Annotated in this window: 11 protein-coding genes; 8 read left to right on the top strand and 3 right to left on the bottom strand. The window is 57.6% G+C overall.

The genetic code is table 11. From position 1 onward, the window contains the following. Positions 1-28: 28 nt before the first annotated feature. From dsdX to L972_RS21495, 3 genes are all read left to right on the top strand, one after another. Positions 29-1,366 (top strand): D-serine transporter DsdX, encoded by a 1,338-nt coding sequence (gene dsdX / locus L972_RS15110; RefSeq protein ID WP_047439223.1) that lies wholly within the window; start codon positions 29-31, stop codon positions 1,364-1,366. 16 nt (positions 1,367-1,382) lie between these two features. Continuing rightward, the gene (locus tag L972_RS15105; protein WP_047439222.1) at positions 1,383-2,714 is read left to right on the top strand and encodes a D-serine ammonia-lyase; all 1,332 of its coding nucleotides are present in this window, start codon (positions 1,383-1,385) and stop codon (positions 2,712-2,714) included. A 308-nt stretch (positions 2,715-3,022) separates the two neighbouring features. After that, positions 3,023-3,199, top strand: coding sequence for a hypothetical protein (locus L972_RS21495; RefSeq protein ID WP_005337712.1), 177 nt, complete (start codon positions 3,023-3,025; stop codon positions 3,197-3,199). Between the two features lie 72 nt (positions 3,200-3,271). Here L972_RS21495 and icd read toward each other — a convergent pair whose 3' ends face one another. Further along, positions 3,272-4,525 (bottom strand): NADP-dependent isocitrate dehydrogenase, encoded by a 1,254-nt coding sequence (gene icd, locus L972_RS15100; protein ID WP_005347179.1) that lies wholly within the window; start codon positions 4,523-4,525, stop codon positions 3,272-3,274. A 156-nt stretch (positions 4,526-4,681) separates the two neighbouring features. Continuing rightward, on the bottom strand, positions 4,682-5,557 hold the full coding sequence (locus L972_RS15095) for a helix-turn-helix transcriptional regulator (protein WP_005361632.1): 876 nt from the start codon (positions 5,555-5,557) through the stop codon (positions 4,682-4,684). 129 nt (positions 5,558-5,686) lie between these two features. Between L972_RS15095 and manA the strand changes: the two genes are divergently transcribed. The 5 genes from manA (at position 5,687) to L972_RS15070 (ending at position 14,222) form a co-directional block, all read left to right on the top strand. Further along, positions 5,687-6,886, top strand: a complete 1,200-nt coding sequence (gene manA, locus L972_RS15090) for a mannose-6-phosphate isomerase, class I (protein ID WP_047439220.1) — start codon at positions 5,687-5,689, stop codon at positions 6,884-6,886. An 863-nt stretch (positions 6,887-7,749) separates the two neighbouring features. After that, complete coding sequence (locus L972_RS15085; RefSeq protein WP_005353179.1) at positions 7,750-9,390, top strand: methyl-accepting chemotaxis protein; 1,641 nt, start codon at positions 7,750-7,752, stop codon at positions 9,388-9,390. Positions 9,391-9,913: 523 nt separating this feature from the next. Beyond that, positions 9,914-11,806, top strand: coding sequence for a PTS fructose transporter subunit EIIC (locus L972_RS15080; RefSeq protein WP_047439218.1), 1,893 nt, complete (start codon positions 9,914-9,916; stop codon positions 11,804-11,806). Positions 11,807-12,039: 233 nt separating this feature from the next. Then, the gene (locus L972_RS15075; RefSeq protein WP_047439217.1) at positions 12,040-12,792 is read left to right on the top strand and encodes a DNA/RNA non-specific endonuclease; all 753 of its coding nucleotides are present in this window, start codon (positions 12,040-12,042) and stop codon (positions 12,790-12,792) included. Between the two features lie 326 nt (positions 12,793-13,118). Further along, positions 13,119-14,222 carry a YdcF family protein gene (locus tag L972_RS15070; protein WP_047439216.1) on the top strand — a complete coding sequence of 368 codons (1,104 nt, stop codon included), beginning with the start codon at positions 13,119-13,121 and terminating at the stop codon, positions 14,220-14,222. Positions 14,223-14,303: 81 nt separating this feature from the next. Here L972_RS15070 and L972_RS15065 read toward each other — a convergent pair whose 3' ends face one another. Then, positions 14,304-14,678, bottom strand: coding sequence for a DUF805 domain-containing protein (locus L972_RS15065; RefSeq protein WP_005337730.1), 375 nt, complete (start codon positions 14,676-14,678; stop codon positions 14,304-14,306). Positions 14,679-14,794: the final 116 nt, after the last annotated feature.

The following is a 14,794-nucleotide window of genomic DNA, read 5'->3' as shown; positions in this document are numbered from 1 at the left end:
TCACACACAACAGATGTCGAGGCGCAGTATGAGTTCAGAGGTATGGGTCATCGCTACCTTGCTAAGTAGCATCGTTCTTATCGTGGTCACCATAGTGAAGGGCAAGGTGCATCCTTTCCTCGCCCTGCTGCTGGCGAGCTTCTATGTCGGCACCCTGATGGGGATGAACCTGGTCAACATGGTCAATGCCATGGAAGCGGGCATTGGCGGCACGCTAGGCTTTCTCGCCGCCGTCATCGGTCTTGGCACCATACTTGGCAAGATGATGGAGGTGTCAGGGGCAGCGGAGCGCATCGGTCTCGCCCTGCAGAGATGCCGCTGGCTCTCGCCTCAGGTCATCATGGTGCTGGTTGGTCTGGTGTGCGGTATCACCCTGTTTGTCGAAGTGGGGGTAGTGCTGCTGATCCCGCTCGCCTTCTCCATCGCCCGCAAGACCAGAACCTCGCTGCTGACCCTGGCCATTCCGCTCTGCACCGCCCTGATGGCCGTGCACTGCATAGTGCCGCCCCACCCGGCAGCCCTCTACGTCACCAATCAGCTGGGGGCTGACGTCGGCTCCGTCATTGTCTATGGCCTCGCGGTCGGCCTCTTTGCCTCGCTTATCGGCGGCCCCCTGTTCCTCAAACTGCTGGGCAACAGGCTCCCGTTCAAGGTGGTACCCGCTGCCTTTGCCGACATCAAGGCCCGCGATGAGGCAACTCTCCCGACCTTAAGCGCCTCGCTCTTTACCGTGCTGCTGCCCATCCTGCTGATGCAGGCCAAGACGGTCGCCGAGCTCAATATGGAGCACGCCAGCCACCTCTACACCGTGCTGGAGTTTATCGGCAACCCCATCACCGCCATGTTTATCGCCGCCTTCACCGCCTACTACGTGCTGGGGATCCGCCAGCAGATGAAGATGGAAGGGCTGCTCAACAAGACCGAGGAGTGCTTCTCCTCCATCGCCAATATCCTGCTCATTATCGGAGCGGGCGGCGCCTTCAACGGCGTGCTCAAGGCAAGCGGGCTGGGCGATAGTCTGGCCACTATCCTCTCCCAGCTGGATATGCACCCCATTCTGCTGGCCTGGCTGGTGGCCATCGTGCTGCACGCCGCCGTGGGCTCCGCCACCGTCGCCATGATGGGCGCCACCGCCATCGTCTCCCCCATCATGGTGCACTACCCGAACATCAGCCCGGAGATCATGACCCTGGCCATCGGCTCTGGCGCCATTGGCTGCACCATGGTGACCGACTCTCTGTTCTGGCTGGTCAAGCAGTATTGCGGCGCCACCCTGAACGAAACGCTCAAGTACTACACCACCGCCACCTTGGTCGCCTCCCTGATGGCGCTGGCCGGTACTTTCCTGCTCTCCTATATCGTGTAACAAGACCGAGAACACTATGAAAAACATCGACGTCCAACAACTCACAGCGCAATTTCCACTGGTGCAATCCCTGATCGCGCTTGAGCCAGTCACCTGGTTCAACCCCAACACCACCACTCTGGCTGCCGGTCTGCCCTATGTGGGGCTCGATAGCAGCAATGTGGCAGACGCATCCGCCCGCTTGGCCCGCTTTGCCCCCTACATGTGCGAGGCCTTCCCCGAGACCCGCACCAGCAACGGCATTCTGGAGTCCGAGATCGCCGCTATTCCGGCGATGCAGGCTACGCTCAACCGGCGCTACGGGGTTGAGGTCACCGGTCGGCTGCTGCTGAAAAAAGACAGTCACCTGCCCATCTCCGGCTCCATCAAGGCCCGTGGCGGTATCTACGAGGTGCTGACTCACGCCGAACAGTTGGCGATCAAGGCGGGACTTCTCTGCGAAGAGGATGACTACCGAAAACTGTTCAGCGACGAGTTTCGCCAGTTCTTCAGCCAGTACAGCATCGCAGTGGGCTCCACCGGCAACCTTGGCATGTCCATCGGCATCATGAGCGCCAAGCTCGGCTTTACCGTCACCGTCCACATGTCGGCCGATGCGCGGGAGTGGAAGAAGCGCAAGCTGCGCGAACACGGCGTCATCGTGGTCGAATATGCCGAAGATTACGGGGTGGCGGTGGAACAGGGGCGCAAAGAGGCCGAGCGCGATCCCAACTGCTTCTTTATCGACGACGAGAACTCCCGCACCCTGTTCCTCGGCTACTCGGTGGCGGGCGAGCGGGTGAAAGCGCAGTTCGACCAGATGGGTATCAAGGTGGATGCCGACCACCCGCTGTTTGTCTACCTCCCTTGCGGCGTGGGTGGCGGCCCGGGCGGCGTGGCCTTTGGTCTCAAGCTCGCGTTCGGAGACAACGTTCACTGCTTCTTCGCCGAGCCCACTCACTCCCCCTGCATGTTGCTGGGGGTCCACACCGGATTGCATGATGCCATTGCGGTGCAGGATCTGGGCATCGATAACCTCACCGCAGCCGACGGCCTCGCGGTAGGACGCGCCTCCGGCTTCGTCGGCCGCGCCATGGAACGGCTGCTCGATGGCTTCTACACCCTGAGCGATCAGGAGATGTATGACCTGCTCGGACTGCTGGCGCGCGATGAGCAGATCACACTCGAGCCCTCCGCTCTGGCTGGTATGGCCGGCCCGTGGCGCGTGGCGGCCAATCCCGAGTGGCTCACCGGGCGCGGTTTCGATGCCGCAACCATGGCACAGGCCACCCATCTGGTGTGGGCCACCGGCGGTGGCATGGTGCCCGCCGAAGAGATGACAAAGTACCTGGCCAGCACCAAGATCTAGGCTGTTTTGCCACATTTATCTGCAAATAAACCCGCCATCACGGCGGGTTTTCTGTTTTGGGAACAAGGGGATGGGGCAGTTCTGTCGCAATCCATGGCGACAATTTCCCCAAGTTGGTCAGTTTGTGCTAAAATGGCGCTCATTTTTTGACATCTCGCGTCACGTTCGCCGCCAGATTGCCCATCGGGCTCTCTGCCCGGGTCGTGACTTTGCACCATCATGTCTGATGATGTTTCCTCCAGGATGAGCCGACAGGCTCCCGTCAAGGTGGGCACCCTCATGGGCACATGAGATAAGGAGATCGGGTAATGAAACAATATCAAAGCTGGCTGGGAGATTATCTGATGAGTCGACGTGACGGAGATCACGCGATGGCTTCGGAACTTGCCAACACCATCTGCGCCTTCTGGAAGGCCCAGGGTGATGAAGCAGAAACCAGCAAATGGCAGCAACGCTATCAGCAACACGTAGAGCAGGCGCAATAAGCCCCTGCACTCTTTCGCGATAAAAAAACCGGCGCACATGGCGCCGGTTTTGCGTTTCTGGCAAGCAGCAGATTACATCTGGTCGATCATGTCCTGAGCAAACTGGGAGCAGGAGCGCAGGGTGGCCCCTTCCATCAGACGCTCGAAGTCATAGGTGACGGTCTTGTTGCGGATCGCCGCTTCCATCCCCTTGATGATGAGATCGGCCGCTTCGACCCAACCCATGTGGCGCAGCATCATCTCGGCGGAGAGGATGAGGGAGCCCGGATTGACCTTGTCCTGACCGGCATACTTAGGTGCAGTACCGTGGGTCGCTTCGAACAGGGCCACGCCGTCACCGATGTTGGCACCCGGCGCGATACCGATACCGCCTACCTGAGCGGCCAGCGCGTCGGAGATGTAGTCGCCATTGAGGTTCATACAGGCGATGACGTCATACTCGGCCGGACGCAGCAGGATCTGCTGCAAGAAGGCATCGGCGATGACATCCTTGATGACGATGGTCTTGCCGGTTTTCGGGTTCTTGAAGGAGCACCAGGGGCCGCCGTCAATCAGCTGGGCACCGTACTCGTTCTGAGCCAGAGCATAACCCCAATCCTTGAAGGCACCTTCGGTGAACTTCATGATGTTGCCCTTGTGCACCAGAGTCACGGAGTCGCGATCATTGTCGATGGCATACTCGATGGCGGCACGCACCAGACGCTCGGTACCGGCCTTGGACATCGGCTTGATGCCGATACCACAGGACTCGGGGAAGCGAATTTTCTTCACGCCCATCTCGTTTTGCAGGAAGGCGATCACCTTGTTCGCTTCGGCACTGTCGGCCTTCCACTCGATGCCGGCGTAGATGTCTTCGGCGTTTTCGCGGAAGATCACCATGTCGGTCAGATCAGGACGTTTCACCGGGCTCGGGGTGCCGTCGTAGTAACGCACCGGGCGCAGGCAGATGTAGAGATCCAGCTCCTGACGCAGGGCTACGTTGAGGGAGCGAATACCGCCACCGACCGGAGTAGTCAGCGGGCCCTTGATGGCCACGCAATATTCGCGAATGAAATCCAGGGTTTCGGCCGGCAGCCAGGCACCTTCGCCATAGACATGAGTCGATTTCTCGCCGGTATAGATCTCCATCCAGGCGATCTTGCGCTCGCCCTTGTAGGCTTTCTCGACCGCAGCATTCACCACATTCAACATGGCCGGGGTTACGTCAACACCGATGCCATCCCCTTCAATAAACGGAATGATCGGATGGTTGGGAACCTGCAGCTTGCCGTTGGCATCGACTGTGATTTTTTGACCCTGGGTCGGGATTACTACTTTGCTTTCCATCGGCATCTCCTAACTTCCGTTTGTTATCAACTTGTTTGTTGCGCGCGGCCATCTTAGCCCATTCATTTTCATAATAAAACGACAAGAAAGCATGTCAGACCAAAGAGGTAGCCACCCGCCAGTGCGCCGTCACCACGCCTTCCCGACACAGCCCCGTTATCCCTCCAGCTCGCTGGCCGCCGCCTGCGGCTGACTCAGGGAACGGTACTGGGAAGGGGTCAAACCGGTCTTCTGTTTGAACACCCGGCAGAAGTAGTTCACGTCACTGTAACCGCAGCGACTGGCCACCTCTTCAAGACGAAAGCGGTACTTTTTCAGCATGAATTTGGCCCGATCGATCCGCACCCAGCTGATGTAATCGGCAAGGCGCATATGACCCTGCTCGCGAAACAGGTGGGAGAGATGGCTGGCTGAAACGTTGAAGCGGTGGGCAATGGAGTCACGGGTGATGGGACGGTGAAAGTTCTCCTGGATATAGATGCAGATCCCGTGAAAGAGCTCTGCCCCCCGTGGCCGATCCGTGGCGGACTCCAGCAACAGCTGACGGGCACTCGCCAGCAGGGCCTGCAGCAGGTGATCATCGGTGGGGGAGCGACCGGGATCCTCGGTCAGCACATTGAGAGCAGCCAGAATGTGTTCGATTACATGGCCAGCCCGCGCCATGATGCTGTGCTTTTGCACATCGAAAAAGTCCGGATCTTCACGGCGCTTGCTCACCAGACTGAACCCCAGCTGGCGTTTGCCAAACAGCAGGCTCAGCACCGAGCAGTCGGTGGTCCAAAGCGGCTTGTTCCAGCCGTTGGGAGGGATATAGAGCGCCTGTCCCGGCAATACACTGATCTCTCTGACCCCCTCCTCCCTGTCCCAAATTTGGTTGAGATACTCGCCGCTAAAGACCAGCTCGAGGCGGGGAAAGTTGACCTGATAGCTGAAACTGGGTGGCACCCCCTGTTCACTGGCAAACCAGATTTGGTCAAATGGAACCTGTTCGCTCAGGGCTCCGTCGAGCAGTTGGCTGAAGATGAGAGACATGGTGATCCTGATCAAGAGAGAGGCAAGCGGTTGCGGCGCGCACGACCGCCCATGTTATAGTCCGGTCCACAGCAGTAATGCCACCCTTTTCTGCACCCGATTTTCTTCAAACTAGACGAGGCGTCCCTTATGAGCAGTAGCGATCTGCCCTCCTTTCTGTTGATGCAAAACCCGATTCAAGGCTATGACTGGGGCAGTCATGACTCCCTCACCACCCTGTTTGGCATTCCCAACCCACAAGGCAAACCCCAGGCCGAGCTCTGGATGGGCGCCCATCCCAACGGCTGCTCCGAGGTAACGCTGGCGGGCAGTGTGCAAAAGCTTTCTACGGTGATCGACCGGGCCCCGGCCGCTGCGCTGGGTGAGGCCACCTTCGCCCGTTTTGGCAGCCTGCCGTTCCTGTTCAAGGTGTTGTGTGCCGAGAAGGCTCTCTCCATTCAGGTGCACCCGAGCAAGGCTCAGGCCGAAGCAGGCTTTGCCAAAGAGGAGGCCGCAGGCATCGATATCAAGGCGAGCAATCGCAACTACAAAGACCCGAACCATAAGCCGGAGCTGGTCTTTGCCCTCACCCCCTATCAGGCGATGAACGGCTTTCGCGCCATTCCCGCCATTCTGGCACTGTTCGAGCGGGTCAATCTGGCGGCCATCGCCGATCTGACCGCAGCCCTTGCCGCCAGCCAGAATGAAGCGGGCCTGCAGCACTTCTTCCACCAGCTGCTGGTACTGGAAGGGGCGCGCAAGGAGGAGGCGCTGGCAGGGCTGCTAACCTATGCCGCCGCCCATCAGGATGAGGAGACGTTTGCCCTCATCACCAGTCTGGCGGCCCAGTACCCGGGAGATGTGGGCCTCTTCTCGCCGCTGCTGTTGAACGTGGTGACCCTCCAACCCGGTCAGGCGATGTTCCTCGATGCCTGTACCCCGCACGCCTATGTGCGCGGCACCGGCCTCGAAATCATGGCCAACTCGGACAACGTACTGCGCGCCGGCCTCACCCCCAAATACATCGACGTGGCAGAGCTCTTGGACTGCACGCGCTGCTTGCCCAAGCCGGACGACCAGATCCTGCTGGCCCCCCGCTGTGATGGTGCGGTACAGCACTTCGACGTGCCGGTACCTGACTTCACTTTCAGCGTCTACCCGGCTGGCGAGCATCAGCTCACCACTGCCAGCGCCGAGATCCTCTTTGCCATCGATGACACAGTGACCCTCAAGCAGGGCGAACAGTCACTGCGTTTGGAAAAGGGGCAATCAGCCTTTATTCCTGCAGCGACTGGCAATTATCAACTGCTGGCCGAAGGACGGGTCGCCCGCGCCGGCAACCGCTGCTAATCAACATAAGAGCCGACTCTCGTTGGAGGGGGAATATGCCTCCCCCTCCCAACAGAGCAATATGGCCTACCAGTCAAGTCCGTCTGTATCTCTACTGCTCTCTTATGCCTACCTTCCTTCAGGCATCTCGCTCTGAAGTCCATCCCTGACTGCATCCTGCCCACAACCAGCTCCACAGGTTTGTCGCCCAAGCTTGGCGCTACCCTGATGCAGATGACTGGGTTTGCTGATACGAAGAAAATTCCAGCCTGCACAAGCAACGGCGACACTCTGAGTATCCGAAAAAATGGAGGCAATAAAAATAACAACTCTACTCTCTACTATTTTCACCCCCTGATGAAAGCTAAAACAGCACATAGATGCATCGCCATTAAACCTTTCCCAGGCCATCATCATTCGGTCTGTAAACATTTAGCAGCCGTAGTCATACAGAACCATTAATAATGCAAACGAAAGGGTTCTCTTTTGATTTTTCGAGATGCGGCCCTATTTTTTAGTCGTTCTATAATTTAATTCCAAGCAGACCATTCGATCTTTGCTGAGAATAACAGCATAAGAAATCAACATTAAAACACTGATATATAAACAGATTTATTTTTAACTCTACTTTAAGTTGACGTAATCCGTAAAAAAGCCAGGCCGCATTAACTGACAATCCAATCAATTTAAAGGCAGGATAATGAGAGATTTGATATTTATTTTTTGATATGCCAGCCAAACCTCATTGCAGTAAAGAAATAGACCTTAAATACCCTCTGTGATTAAGATCTCTTTTATTTGATTTATTTTTAAGGTATCACATCTATTCGCCGCTATAAATTTCACACAAAGATCCCCTGACAAAAATAGATAAAAGAGGATATATGCTGACAAAAATGACAATTGGGCAAAAGCTGACCATGGCGTTTACCACTCTCGCTTTGTTGATGCTGGGTTTTGCCTGGTTTGCCACTTTACAACTCTCCAATATTTACCGTGACGCCAGTGAGGTCAGCGATAATATCGTTCCCTCCATCCGGGCATCCAGCCAGATGCATGTGTCCTTGCTGGACGCGCGCCGTGCCGAACTGAACATGGTGATAGATGCACTGGGCAAGGATCCCGACTCCCTCAACAGCAGCACACAGTCTTTCGAAGCGGCAAAGAGTCAGTATATGGCCGCCGAGCAACGGTATGGATCGATGCCTTTCGTGTCGGAGCGAGATCGCAACATGTTTGCAGAGCTGAAAACTGCAGCAGCCAAATATTTTTCAGCCCATGGTGACTTGGAAACAGCCATACGGCAGGGAGATATTGCCAAGGTGCAGTCGCTGATCAAAAACGAATCTCGTGCAGCCCTCGAGCAGGCCGGACAGGATGGTCTGGAGCTTCGCAAGGAGAACGATCGGGTTGCCAACCTGCTGACCAAGCAGAGTGAGGCTTCCTATGAACGGGCAAAACTGCTGAGCACTACAGTCGGTGCGCTAACCTTGCTGTTCGTCGTTATTGTGGCCTGGTTGCTGATCCGGCAGATCCGAAATCCTGTGATGACCCTGCTGGAGCAGACCCGCCAGGTGGCGGCAGGCAACCTCACCAGCCAACTCGACATGAAGCAATTCTCCCATGACGAACTGGGTAAGCTGGCTCAAGGGTTCAACGAGATGCAATCCAATCTGCGCATGCTGGTCAACGAGGTCTCCGGCTCGGTAGTGCAGTTGGGCGCGGCCGCCGAAGAGATCAGCGCGGTGGCACAGCAATCGGCCAACAACATGGGTGCCCAGCAGCATGAGCTCAATCAGCTGGCCACAGCCATGAACGAGATGCAAGCCACGGTACAGGAGGTGGCCCGCAACACCAACGACGCCGCCAGCGCAGCAACGTCGGCCAGCGACACAGCCGCACAAGGCAGCGAGACCGTCAATGACTCAATCGGCAGGATTGAAAAGGTGGCTACCGCCATCGAAGAGACTGCCCTGGTGATCCGCCAGCTGGGTGATGACAGCCGAAATATCGGCATGGTGCTTGAAGTCATTCAGGGGATTGCCGAGCAAACCAACCTGCTGGCACTGAATGCAGCAATCGAGGCAGCCCGAGCCGGTGAACAAGGTCGTGGTTTCGCCGTGGTAGCAGATGAAGTCCGCACTCTGGCCAAACGAACCCAAGACTCCACTTCCCAGATCAACCACATCATCTCCGAACTGCAGCAGCGTGCTAACGAAGCGGGCGTCACCATGCAACAGAGTCAGGATATGATGTCCGAGACGGTCCACACTGCTCGCGAAGCGGGAGCCTCTATTGCCGAAATAAGCAGCTCGGTTAACAGTATCTCCCACATGAATATTCAGATTGCCACCGCAACTGAAGAGCAGGGGGCGGTAAGCGAGGAGCTCAATCGCAATGTAGTCAACATCAGCAATGCCTCGGAAGAAGTGGCGACCGGCGCCAAACAAATGGCTCAGGCTTGCAACGACCTCAACCTGTTGGCAACACAACTGCAGGAGGTTGTACGCAAGTTTCGGACATAACGCCCGATTCTCCTCCTCTCATTAATCAGCTCAATAAGGCTGAAGCACTAAACAGCCCGCCATCCATAAAAGTGGCGGGCTTTGTCAAATAAAGAACCATACAAAACCCGAAGACACCCATGCTGCACATAACAAGTGATCAGTGGAGGGATTGACTCACATCAAGAGCTGCTCTCCCTCTTTCTGATTGTTCTCTCAACGCGTTTTGCCAGCACCTTCACATTTTCCGCCCTCAAAGCAGCACACAAATCTCCATACCTCCGAAGGCGAAACCTTTTCGTTGCACTCATGCAAGTAGCAAGACACATTCACAATCCATTGTTTTTATTTAAAAAAATAAAAATATCGGTATGAATTTGCTTTCATGATGATATGCGAGCTGGGTCACATGACGACTTGCGCAGCACAAAAATCCAGTAAACGGCACATTTCTCCGATTTCGGCACCGCGCCAACGGGAGAACAATATCCAGGTCAATTGTTCCCCCCATCATGCGGCTCGGCAACGGAGCCAGGAGAGTAATATGTTACCCACCATGACCAACGGCAGACTCATCTGCCTGGAGTTGAAGGCCACCAGTAAGGAGGCGCTATTCGACGAGATGGCACAGATGCTGGCGCGCGATGGCGCCGTGTCTGATCAACAGCAATTCGTCAAGGATATCTGGGCCCGCGAGCAGCTGGACTGCACCGGCTTCGAGCAGGGTGTCGCCCTGCCCCACGCCAAGAGCAAGGCAGTCAGTCGTCCGGCCATTGCCATCGGTGTCAGCCGCCAAGGTATCGAGTACGGCGCCGAAGATGGCAAACCGACCCAGTTGATCTTCATGATCGCCTCCCCAGATGGCGGCGCCAACCACCATATCGAAGTGCTGGCGGAGCTCTCTACCCGTCTGCTGGAGCCGGGTTTTATCGAGCAGATGAAGGCGGCCACTACCGTCGAGCAAGCCCTGACTCTGCTCAAGCAAGGCCCGAAAATGGAAAAACCCGCCCCTGCCGCCAAACCGGCTGCCACTGCTCCGGTTGAACCCACCGATCGCACCTTCAAGGATCGCCTCAACACCATGAAGCAGCACCTGCTGTTTGGTACTTCCCACATGATCCCCTTCATCGTGGCAGGCGGTGTGCTGCTGTCACTGTCGGTGATGATGAGCGGCAAGGGCGCCGTGCCGGAAGCGGGCTTCCTCAAAGACATGGCGACCATGGGTATCGCCGGTCTGACCCTGTTTACCGCCGTACTGGGTGGCTACATCGCCTACTCGCTGGCTGACAAGCCGGGCCTGGCCCCGGGCATGATCGGCTCCTGGATTGCCGTACAGCACTATCAAACCGGTTTCCTCGGCGCCATTCTGGTGGGCTTTATCGCAGGTTTCGTGGTCAATCAGCTCAAACGGATCAAGCTGCCTGACTCCATGACCTCCCTTGGCTCCATCTTCATCTATCCGCTGATCGGTACCTTCCTGGTGTGTGGCATCGTGATGTGGGGGATCGGTGCCCCGATCGCCGCCATGATGGAAGGGATGAACCACTGGCTCTCCAGCATGGCGGGCTCAGGTAAAGTGATGCTGGGTGCCATTCTCGGTGGTATGACCGCCTTCGATATGGGCGGCCCGGTCAACAAAGTTGCTACCCTGTTTGCCCAGACTCAGGTCAACACCCAGCCCTGGCTGATGGGCGGCGTCGGTATCGCCATCTGTGTGCCGCCGCTGGGTATGGCGCTGGCGACCTTTATGTCTCCGAAGCGTTACAAGAAAGAGGAGCGTGAATCCGGTAAAGCGGCCGCCATCATGGGCATGATCGGTATCAGTGAAGGTGCTATCCCGTTCGCCGCTGCTGACCCCATGCGTGTTATCCCGGCAATCGTCGCAGGCGGCATCGTCGGCAACATCACCGGCTTCATGATGCACAGTATCAACCACGCCCCCTGGGGTGGCTGGATTGTCCTGCCGGTTGTTGAAGGCAAGATGGGCTACATCCTGGGTACCATCCTCGGCGCCCTGACCACCGCCATCATCGTCAACCTGCTGAAGAAGCCGGTGAGCGAAGAAGATGACGTCACTACCACCCAAACCAGCTTCGAAGTCATTGAAGCGGAAGGAGAAGCAGACGTACTGGCCATCACTGCCTGCCCGTCTGGCGTTGCCCACACCTTCCTCGCCGCCAAAAGCCTGCAGAAGGCCGCTGCCCAGCAGGGGATCAAGATCAAGGTCGAGACCCAGGGCGCCAACGGCATCATCAACCGCATTACCGCCAAGGATGTCGCCAACGCCCGCTGCGTCATCTTCGCCCACGATGTGGCGATCAAAAACCGCGAGCGTTTCACCAATATCGAGGTCATCGATGTGAAGACCAAGGAGGCGATCCACAATCCGGAAGCACTGCTGGCCCGCACGCTGGGCAACAAGGCAAACGCCGCCTGATAGCAGTCAGACAGCTCATCACAAGGGGCCCATCGCGGGCCCCTTTTCGTTGTCTGCCGAGCAACCGCATATCATCCCACCGACCAAGCCACTGATTTAAAACATATTAACCAGTCACATCACGGATCTTGGCGAGCCGTCACAGAACGGTGACGTGTAAAAAAACAGCAATTGAAGCGCTGGTCAGATCTCATGTCAAATGGCTCCGCCTACTAAACTGGAGCATCACAAAAATGATAAAAATCAATAAATTGGTTCTGGCTGTTACCCTCACCCTCACTGCCACCCCCTTGCTGGCCGCCCACTGGGAGTGCGGTGAGCACGTGCGCTTTGGCCTGCCCTCCGAATCGGATCAGAAGCTCTGCCGTGAAGGGTATGCCGTCGGCTACAACTACGACTACAAGGTGGCGGACTGGGTCTCCTACCGGATGACGGCCCAGAGCGCACAGGGCACAGTGCCCCGCAAGGATGCCTTCGCCGAGGACAGGGAGATCCCGGTCGCTTATCGCGCCACCCTCTCCGACTACAAGGGCTCGGGCTACGACCGTGGCCATCAGGCCCCAGCGGGGGACATGAAATCGAACAAGAACACCATGAAAGAGAGCTTCCTGCTGAGCAACATGACACCTCAGATCGGGGTGCTCAACCAGAAGGCGTGGCGCGTGCTGGAGGACAAGGTGAACAAGTGGGCAGTCTCCCGCAAGGATGTGCAGGTGATCACCGGCCCCATCTTTACCGGCTCTGAAGAGTCCATCGGTCAGGGTGTGGCGATCCCGAGCGCCTACTACAAGATCGTGATGGACCCGGCCAGACTGCAGGCCATCGCCTTTATCATGCCGCAGGAAGAGGTGCCCATCAGCCAGATCGCCGACTACCGGGTCTCGGTACGCGAGGTGGAGGAGCAAACCCAGCTCAACTTCTTCAGCGATATGCCCGAAGAGCAGCAAGAGACGCTGGAAGCTCGCATCTCCCCGATGTGGAACTGACCGCGAATACTCATCAGCAGATAGATTGACACCCCATCTATCTTGCATCGCGATAGATAGAGGGAGGGGCCAGCGCCCCTCCCAGCAGGGGGAGTCACGCTCCCCCTGTCCCTTTCAGATGGCAGCTGATCCGTTGCGGCCACTTTTGCGGCCACTGGTGTGGCATCACCCGACGACTCGCCCCGACTCACAGTTTGCCACGCCGTTAGCTGGTATATTGCCCTCTCTTTGGCACTAACAGACTGAATTGACGCACATTTGCCTTATCCCATCGGCCCACAAGCCGCTGCGCCACGGCGCGATTCAGCCCGACAGAGGACCTTTTGATGAAACAGACCCTTCTAGCCCTCACCCTCGGCGGCCTGCTGGCGCTCTCCCCCCTCGCCCTGCAAGCGGCCGAGAGCTCGATGCAAATGGAGCACGACCTCAATACCCTGGTCAGCAAACGCCAAGCGGTGGACATGTTGCTCGGCGAAGCGCTGCAGATCTACAAGTCGCCAGCCAAGATCTCCCACGCCGGTTTTACCGCCAAGATGCCGAGCAATATGGAGTTGGTGACCGAGCGGCTGCTGGCCGCCTACCAGCTTGAACCCTACCGCACCGACCTGCTCATCTCGGCAGCCAACGCCCAGATCTACAACAGCAACCTGAGCCGCGCCATCACCTTGCTGGAGCAGGCGCAGGCTGTCGCCCCCGATGATCTCGACATCAACAGCTATCTCGCCATCTGGCAGCTGGTGAAGGGTAACAAGGAGGCTTCCCGCAGCTATCTGGCGAAAGTGGCGGATCGCAACAGTGGCCGGGCTGCCGATCTGGAGGAGATCATCGTCCGAGTGCAGCGGATCACCGCCGCCCCGCTGCAGACCGAACTGACCGAGGATCAGGTCAAGGCCAGCAGGGAGGGCAAACGCGCCATCGTCACTCTGGGCTACGCCCTCAATCCCGACGGCAGCATGGACAAGATCCTGCTGGGCCGCCTGCAAACCACTCTGGCGCTGGCCAAGGCCGACCCGGAGGCGCTGATCATCCTGACCGGTGGCGTGCCCCAGAACCGCCAGACCGAGGGCAAGCTGATGGCTGACTGGCTGGCCAACCATGGCATCGACCGCAGCCGCCTGATTGAAGAGAACTACGCCACCAGCACGGTGGATAACGCCCTCTACAGCGCCTATGCCCTCGCCCGCCACCAGATTGACTATGCGGTGCTGGTAAGCTCCGCCAGCCATGTACGTCGCGGCCAGACAGTGCTGGAAATCGCCTGCGACCAGATTGGTCCGGCCAACATCAAGGTGGCGAGCGTCAGCTACCCCGACAAGCCCCTCGAGGAGCTGGCTACCCCGAGCGAGAGCGAGCTGCTCGGCATCTACCGCGACGCCCTGCGCACCTACGGCATGTGGAGCTACCGCTCCGCCCCGCTGATCGAGCGTTGATCGGCCATCAACACGAAAAAGAGAGGGAGGCGCGATGCCTCCCTCTCTTTTATTGACCGATGATTGGCCAAGCCGCGCCCGTTAGCTGACGATAAAGCCCTGTGAGGGGGCCGCTTTGGGATCATCACCGAAGCGGTTTGGCCCCTGCTGACCGTTGCAAACCATAAAGTAGATAAGCACCAGGGTGCCGATAATGGGGATAAGCCCGAGCAGCAGCCACCAAGCGCTGCGGTCGGTATCGTGCAGGCGACGGGCCGCCACCGCCAGCGAGGGCAGCAGCACCGCCAGCGAATAGATGGAGCTGATCAGCTCATTGTCGCCGCCAATCAGCTTGTCCACCATGCCTAGCAGCAACATGACGATGACGTTGCACAGCACGAACATCCAGTATTCGGTGCGACGGGCCCGCCCGCTGAATACCGCATATTGCTTGAGGACCGAGATGTACCAGTTCATTGCGCCTCCTGAGTGGCCTTTATGCCTATGAATAAAAAGAGAGTCGATAAAACAAGTAGTTAAGAGCTTAGCGCGATCATCCCCCCGAGTCGACAATGATGCCCGAACGCCTCCCA

The sequence above is a fragment of the Aeromonas sp. ZOR0001 genome, from assembly GCF_000801015.1.
Lineage (GTDB): Bacteria > Pseudomonadota > Gammaproteobacteria > Enterobacterales > Aeromonadaceae > Aeromonas > Aeromonas veronii.
This window is presented reverse-complemented; position numbering and strand designations above follow the sequence as displayed.

Excerpts from the sequence above, each read along its gene's own strand:
- dsdX (WP_047439223.1), top strand. The coding sequence starts at position 29 with ATGAGTTCAGAGGTATGGGTCATCGCTACCTTGCTAAGTAGCATCGTT.
- L972_RS15105 (WP_047439222.1), top strand. The coding sequence starts at position 1,383 with ATGAAAAACATCGACGTCCAACAACTCACAGCGCAATTTCCACTGGTG.
- L972_RS21495 (WP_005337712.1), top strand. The coding sequence starts at position 3,023 with ATGAAACAATATCAAAGCTGGCTGGGAGATTATCTGATGAGTCGACGT.
- icd (WP_005347179.1), bottom strand. The coding sequence starts at position 4,525 with ATGGAAAGCAAAGTAGTAATCCCGACCCAGGGTCAAAAAATCACAGTC.
- L972_RS15095 (WP_005361632.1), bottom strand. The coding sequence starts at position 5,557 with ATGTCTCTCATCTTCAGCCAACTGCTCGACGGAGCCCTGAGCGAACAG.
- manA (WP_047439220.1), top strand. The coding sequence starts at position 5,687 with ATGAGCAGTAGCGATCTGCCCTCCTTTCTGTTGATGCAAAACCCGATT.
- L972_RS15085 (WP_005353179.1), top strand. The coding sequence starts at position 7,750 with ATGCTGACAAAAATGACAATTGGGCAAAAGCTGACCATGGCGTTTACC.
- L972_RS15080 (WP_047439218.1), top strand. The coding sequence starts at position 9,914 with ATGTTACCCACCATGACCAACGGCAGACTCATCTGCCTGGAGTTGAAG.
- L972_RS15075 (WP_047439217.1), top strand. The coding sequence starts at position 12,040 with ATGATAAAAATCAATAAATTGGTTCTGGCTGTTACCCTCACCCTCACT.
- L972_RS15070 (WP_047439216.1), top strand. The coding sequence starts at position 13,119 with ATGAAACAGACCCTTCTAGCCCTCACCCTCGGCGGCCTGCTGGCGCTC.
- L972_RS15065 (WP_005337730.1), bottom strand. The coding sequence starts at position 14,678 with ATGAACTGGTACATCTCGGTCCTCAAGCAATATGCGGTATTCAGCGGG.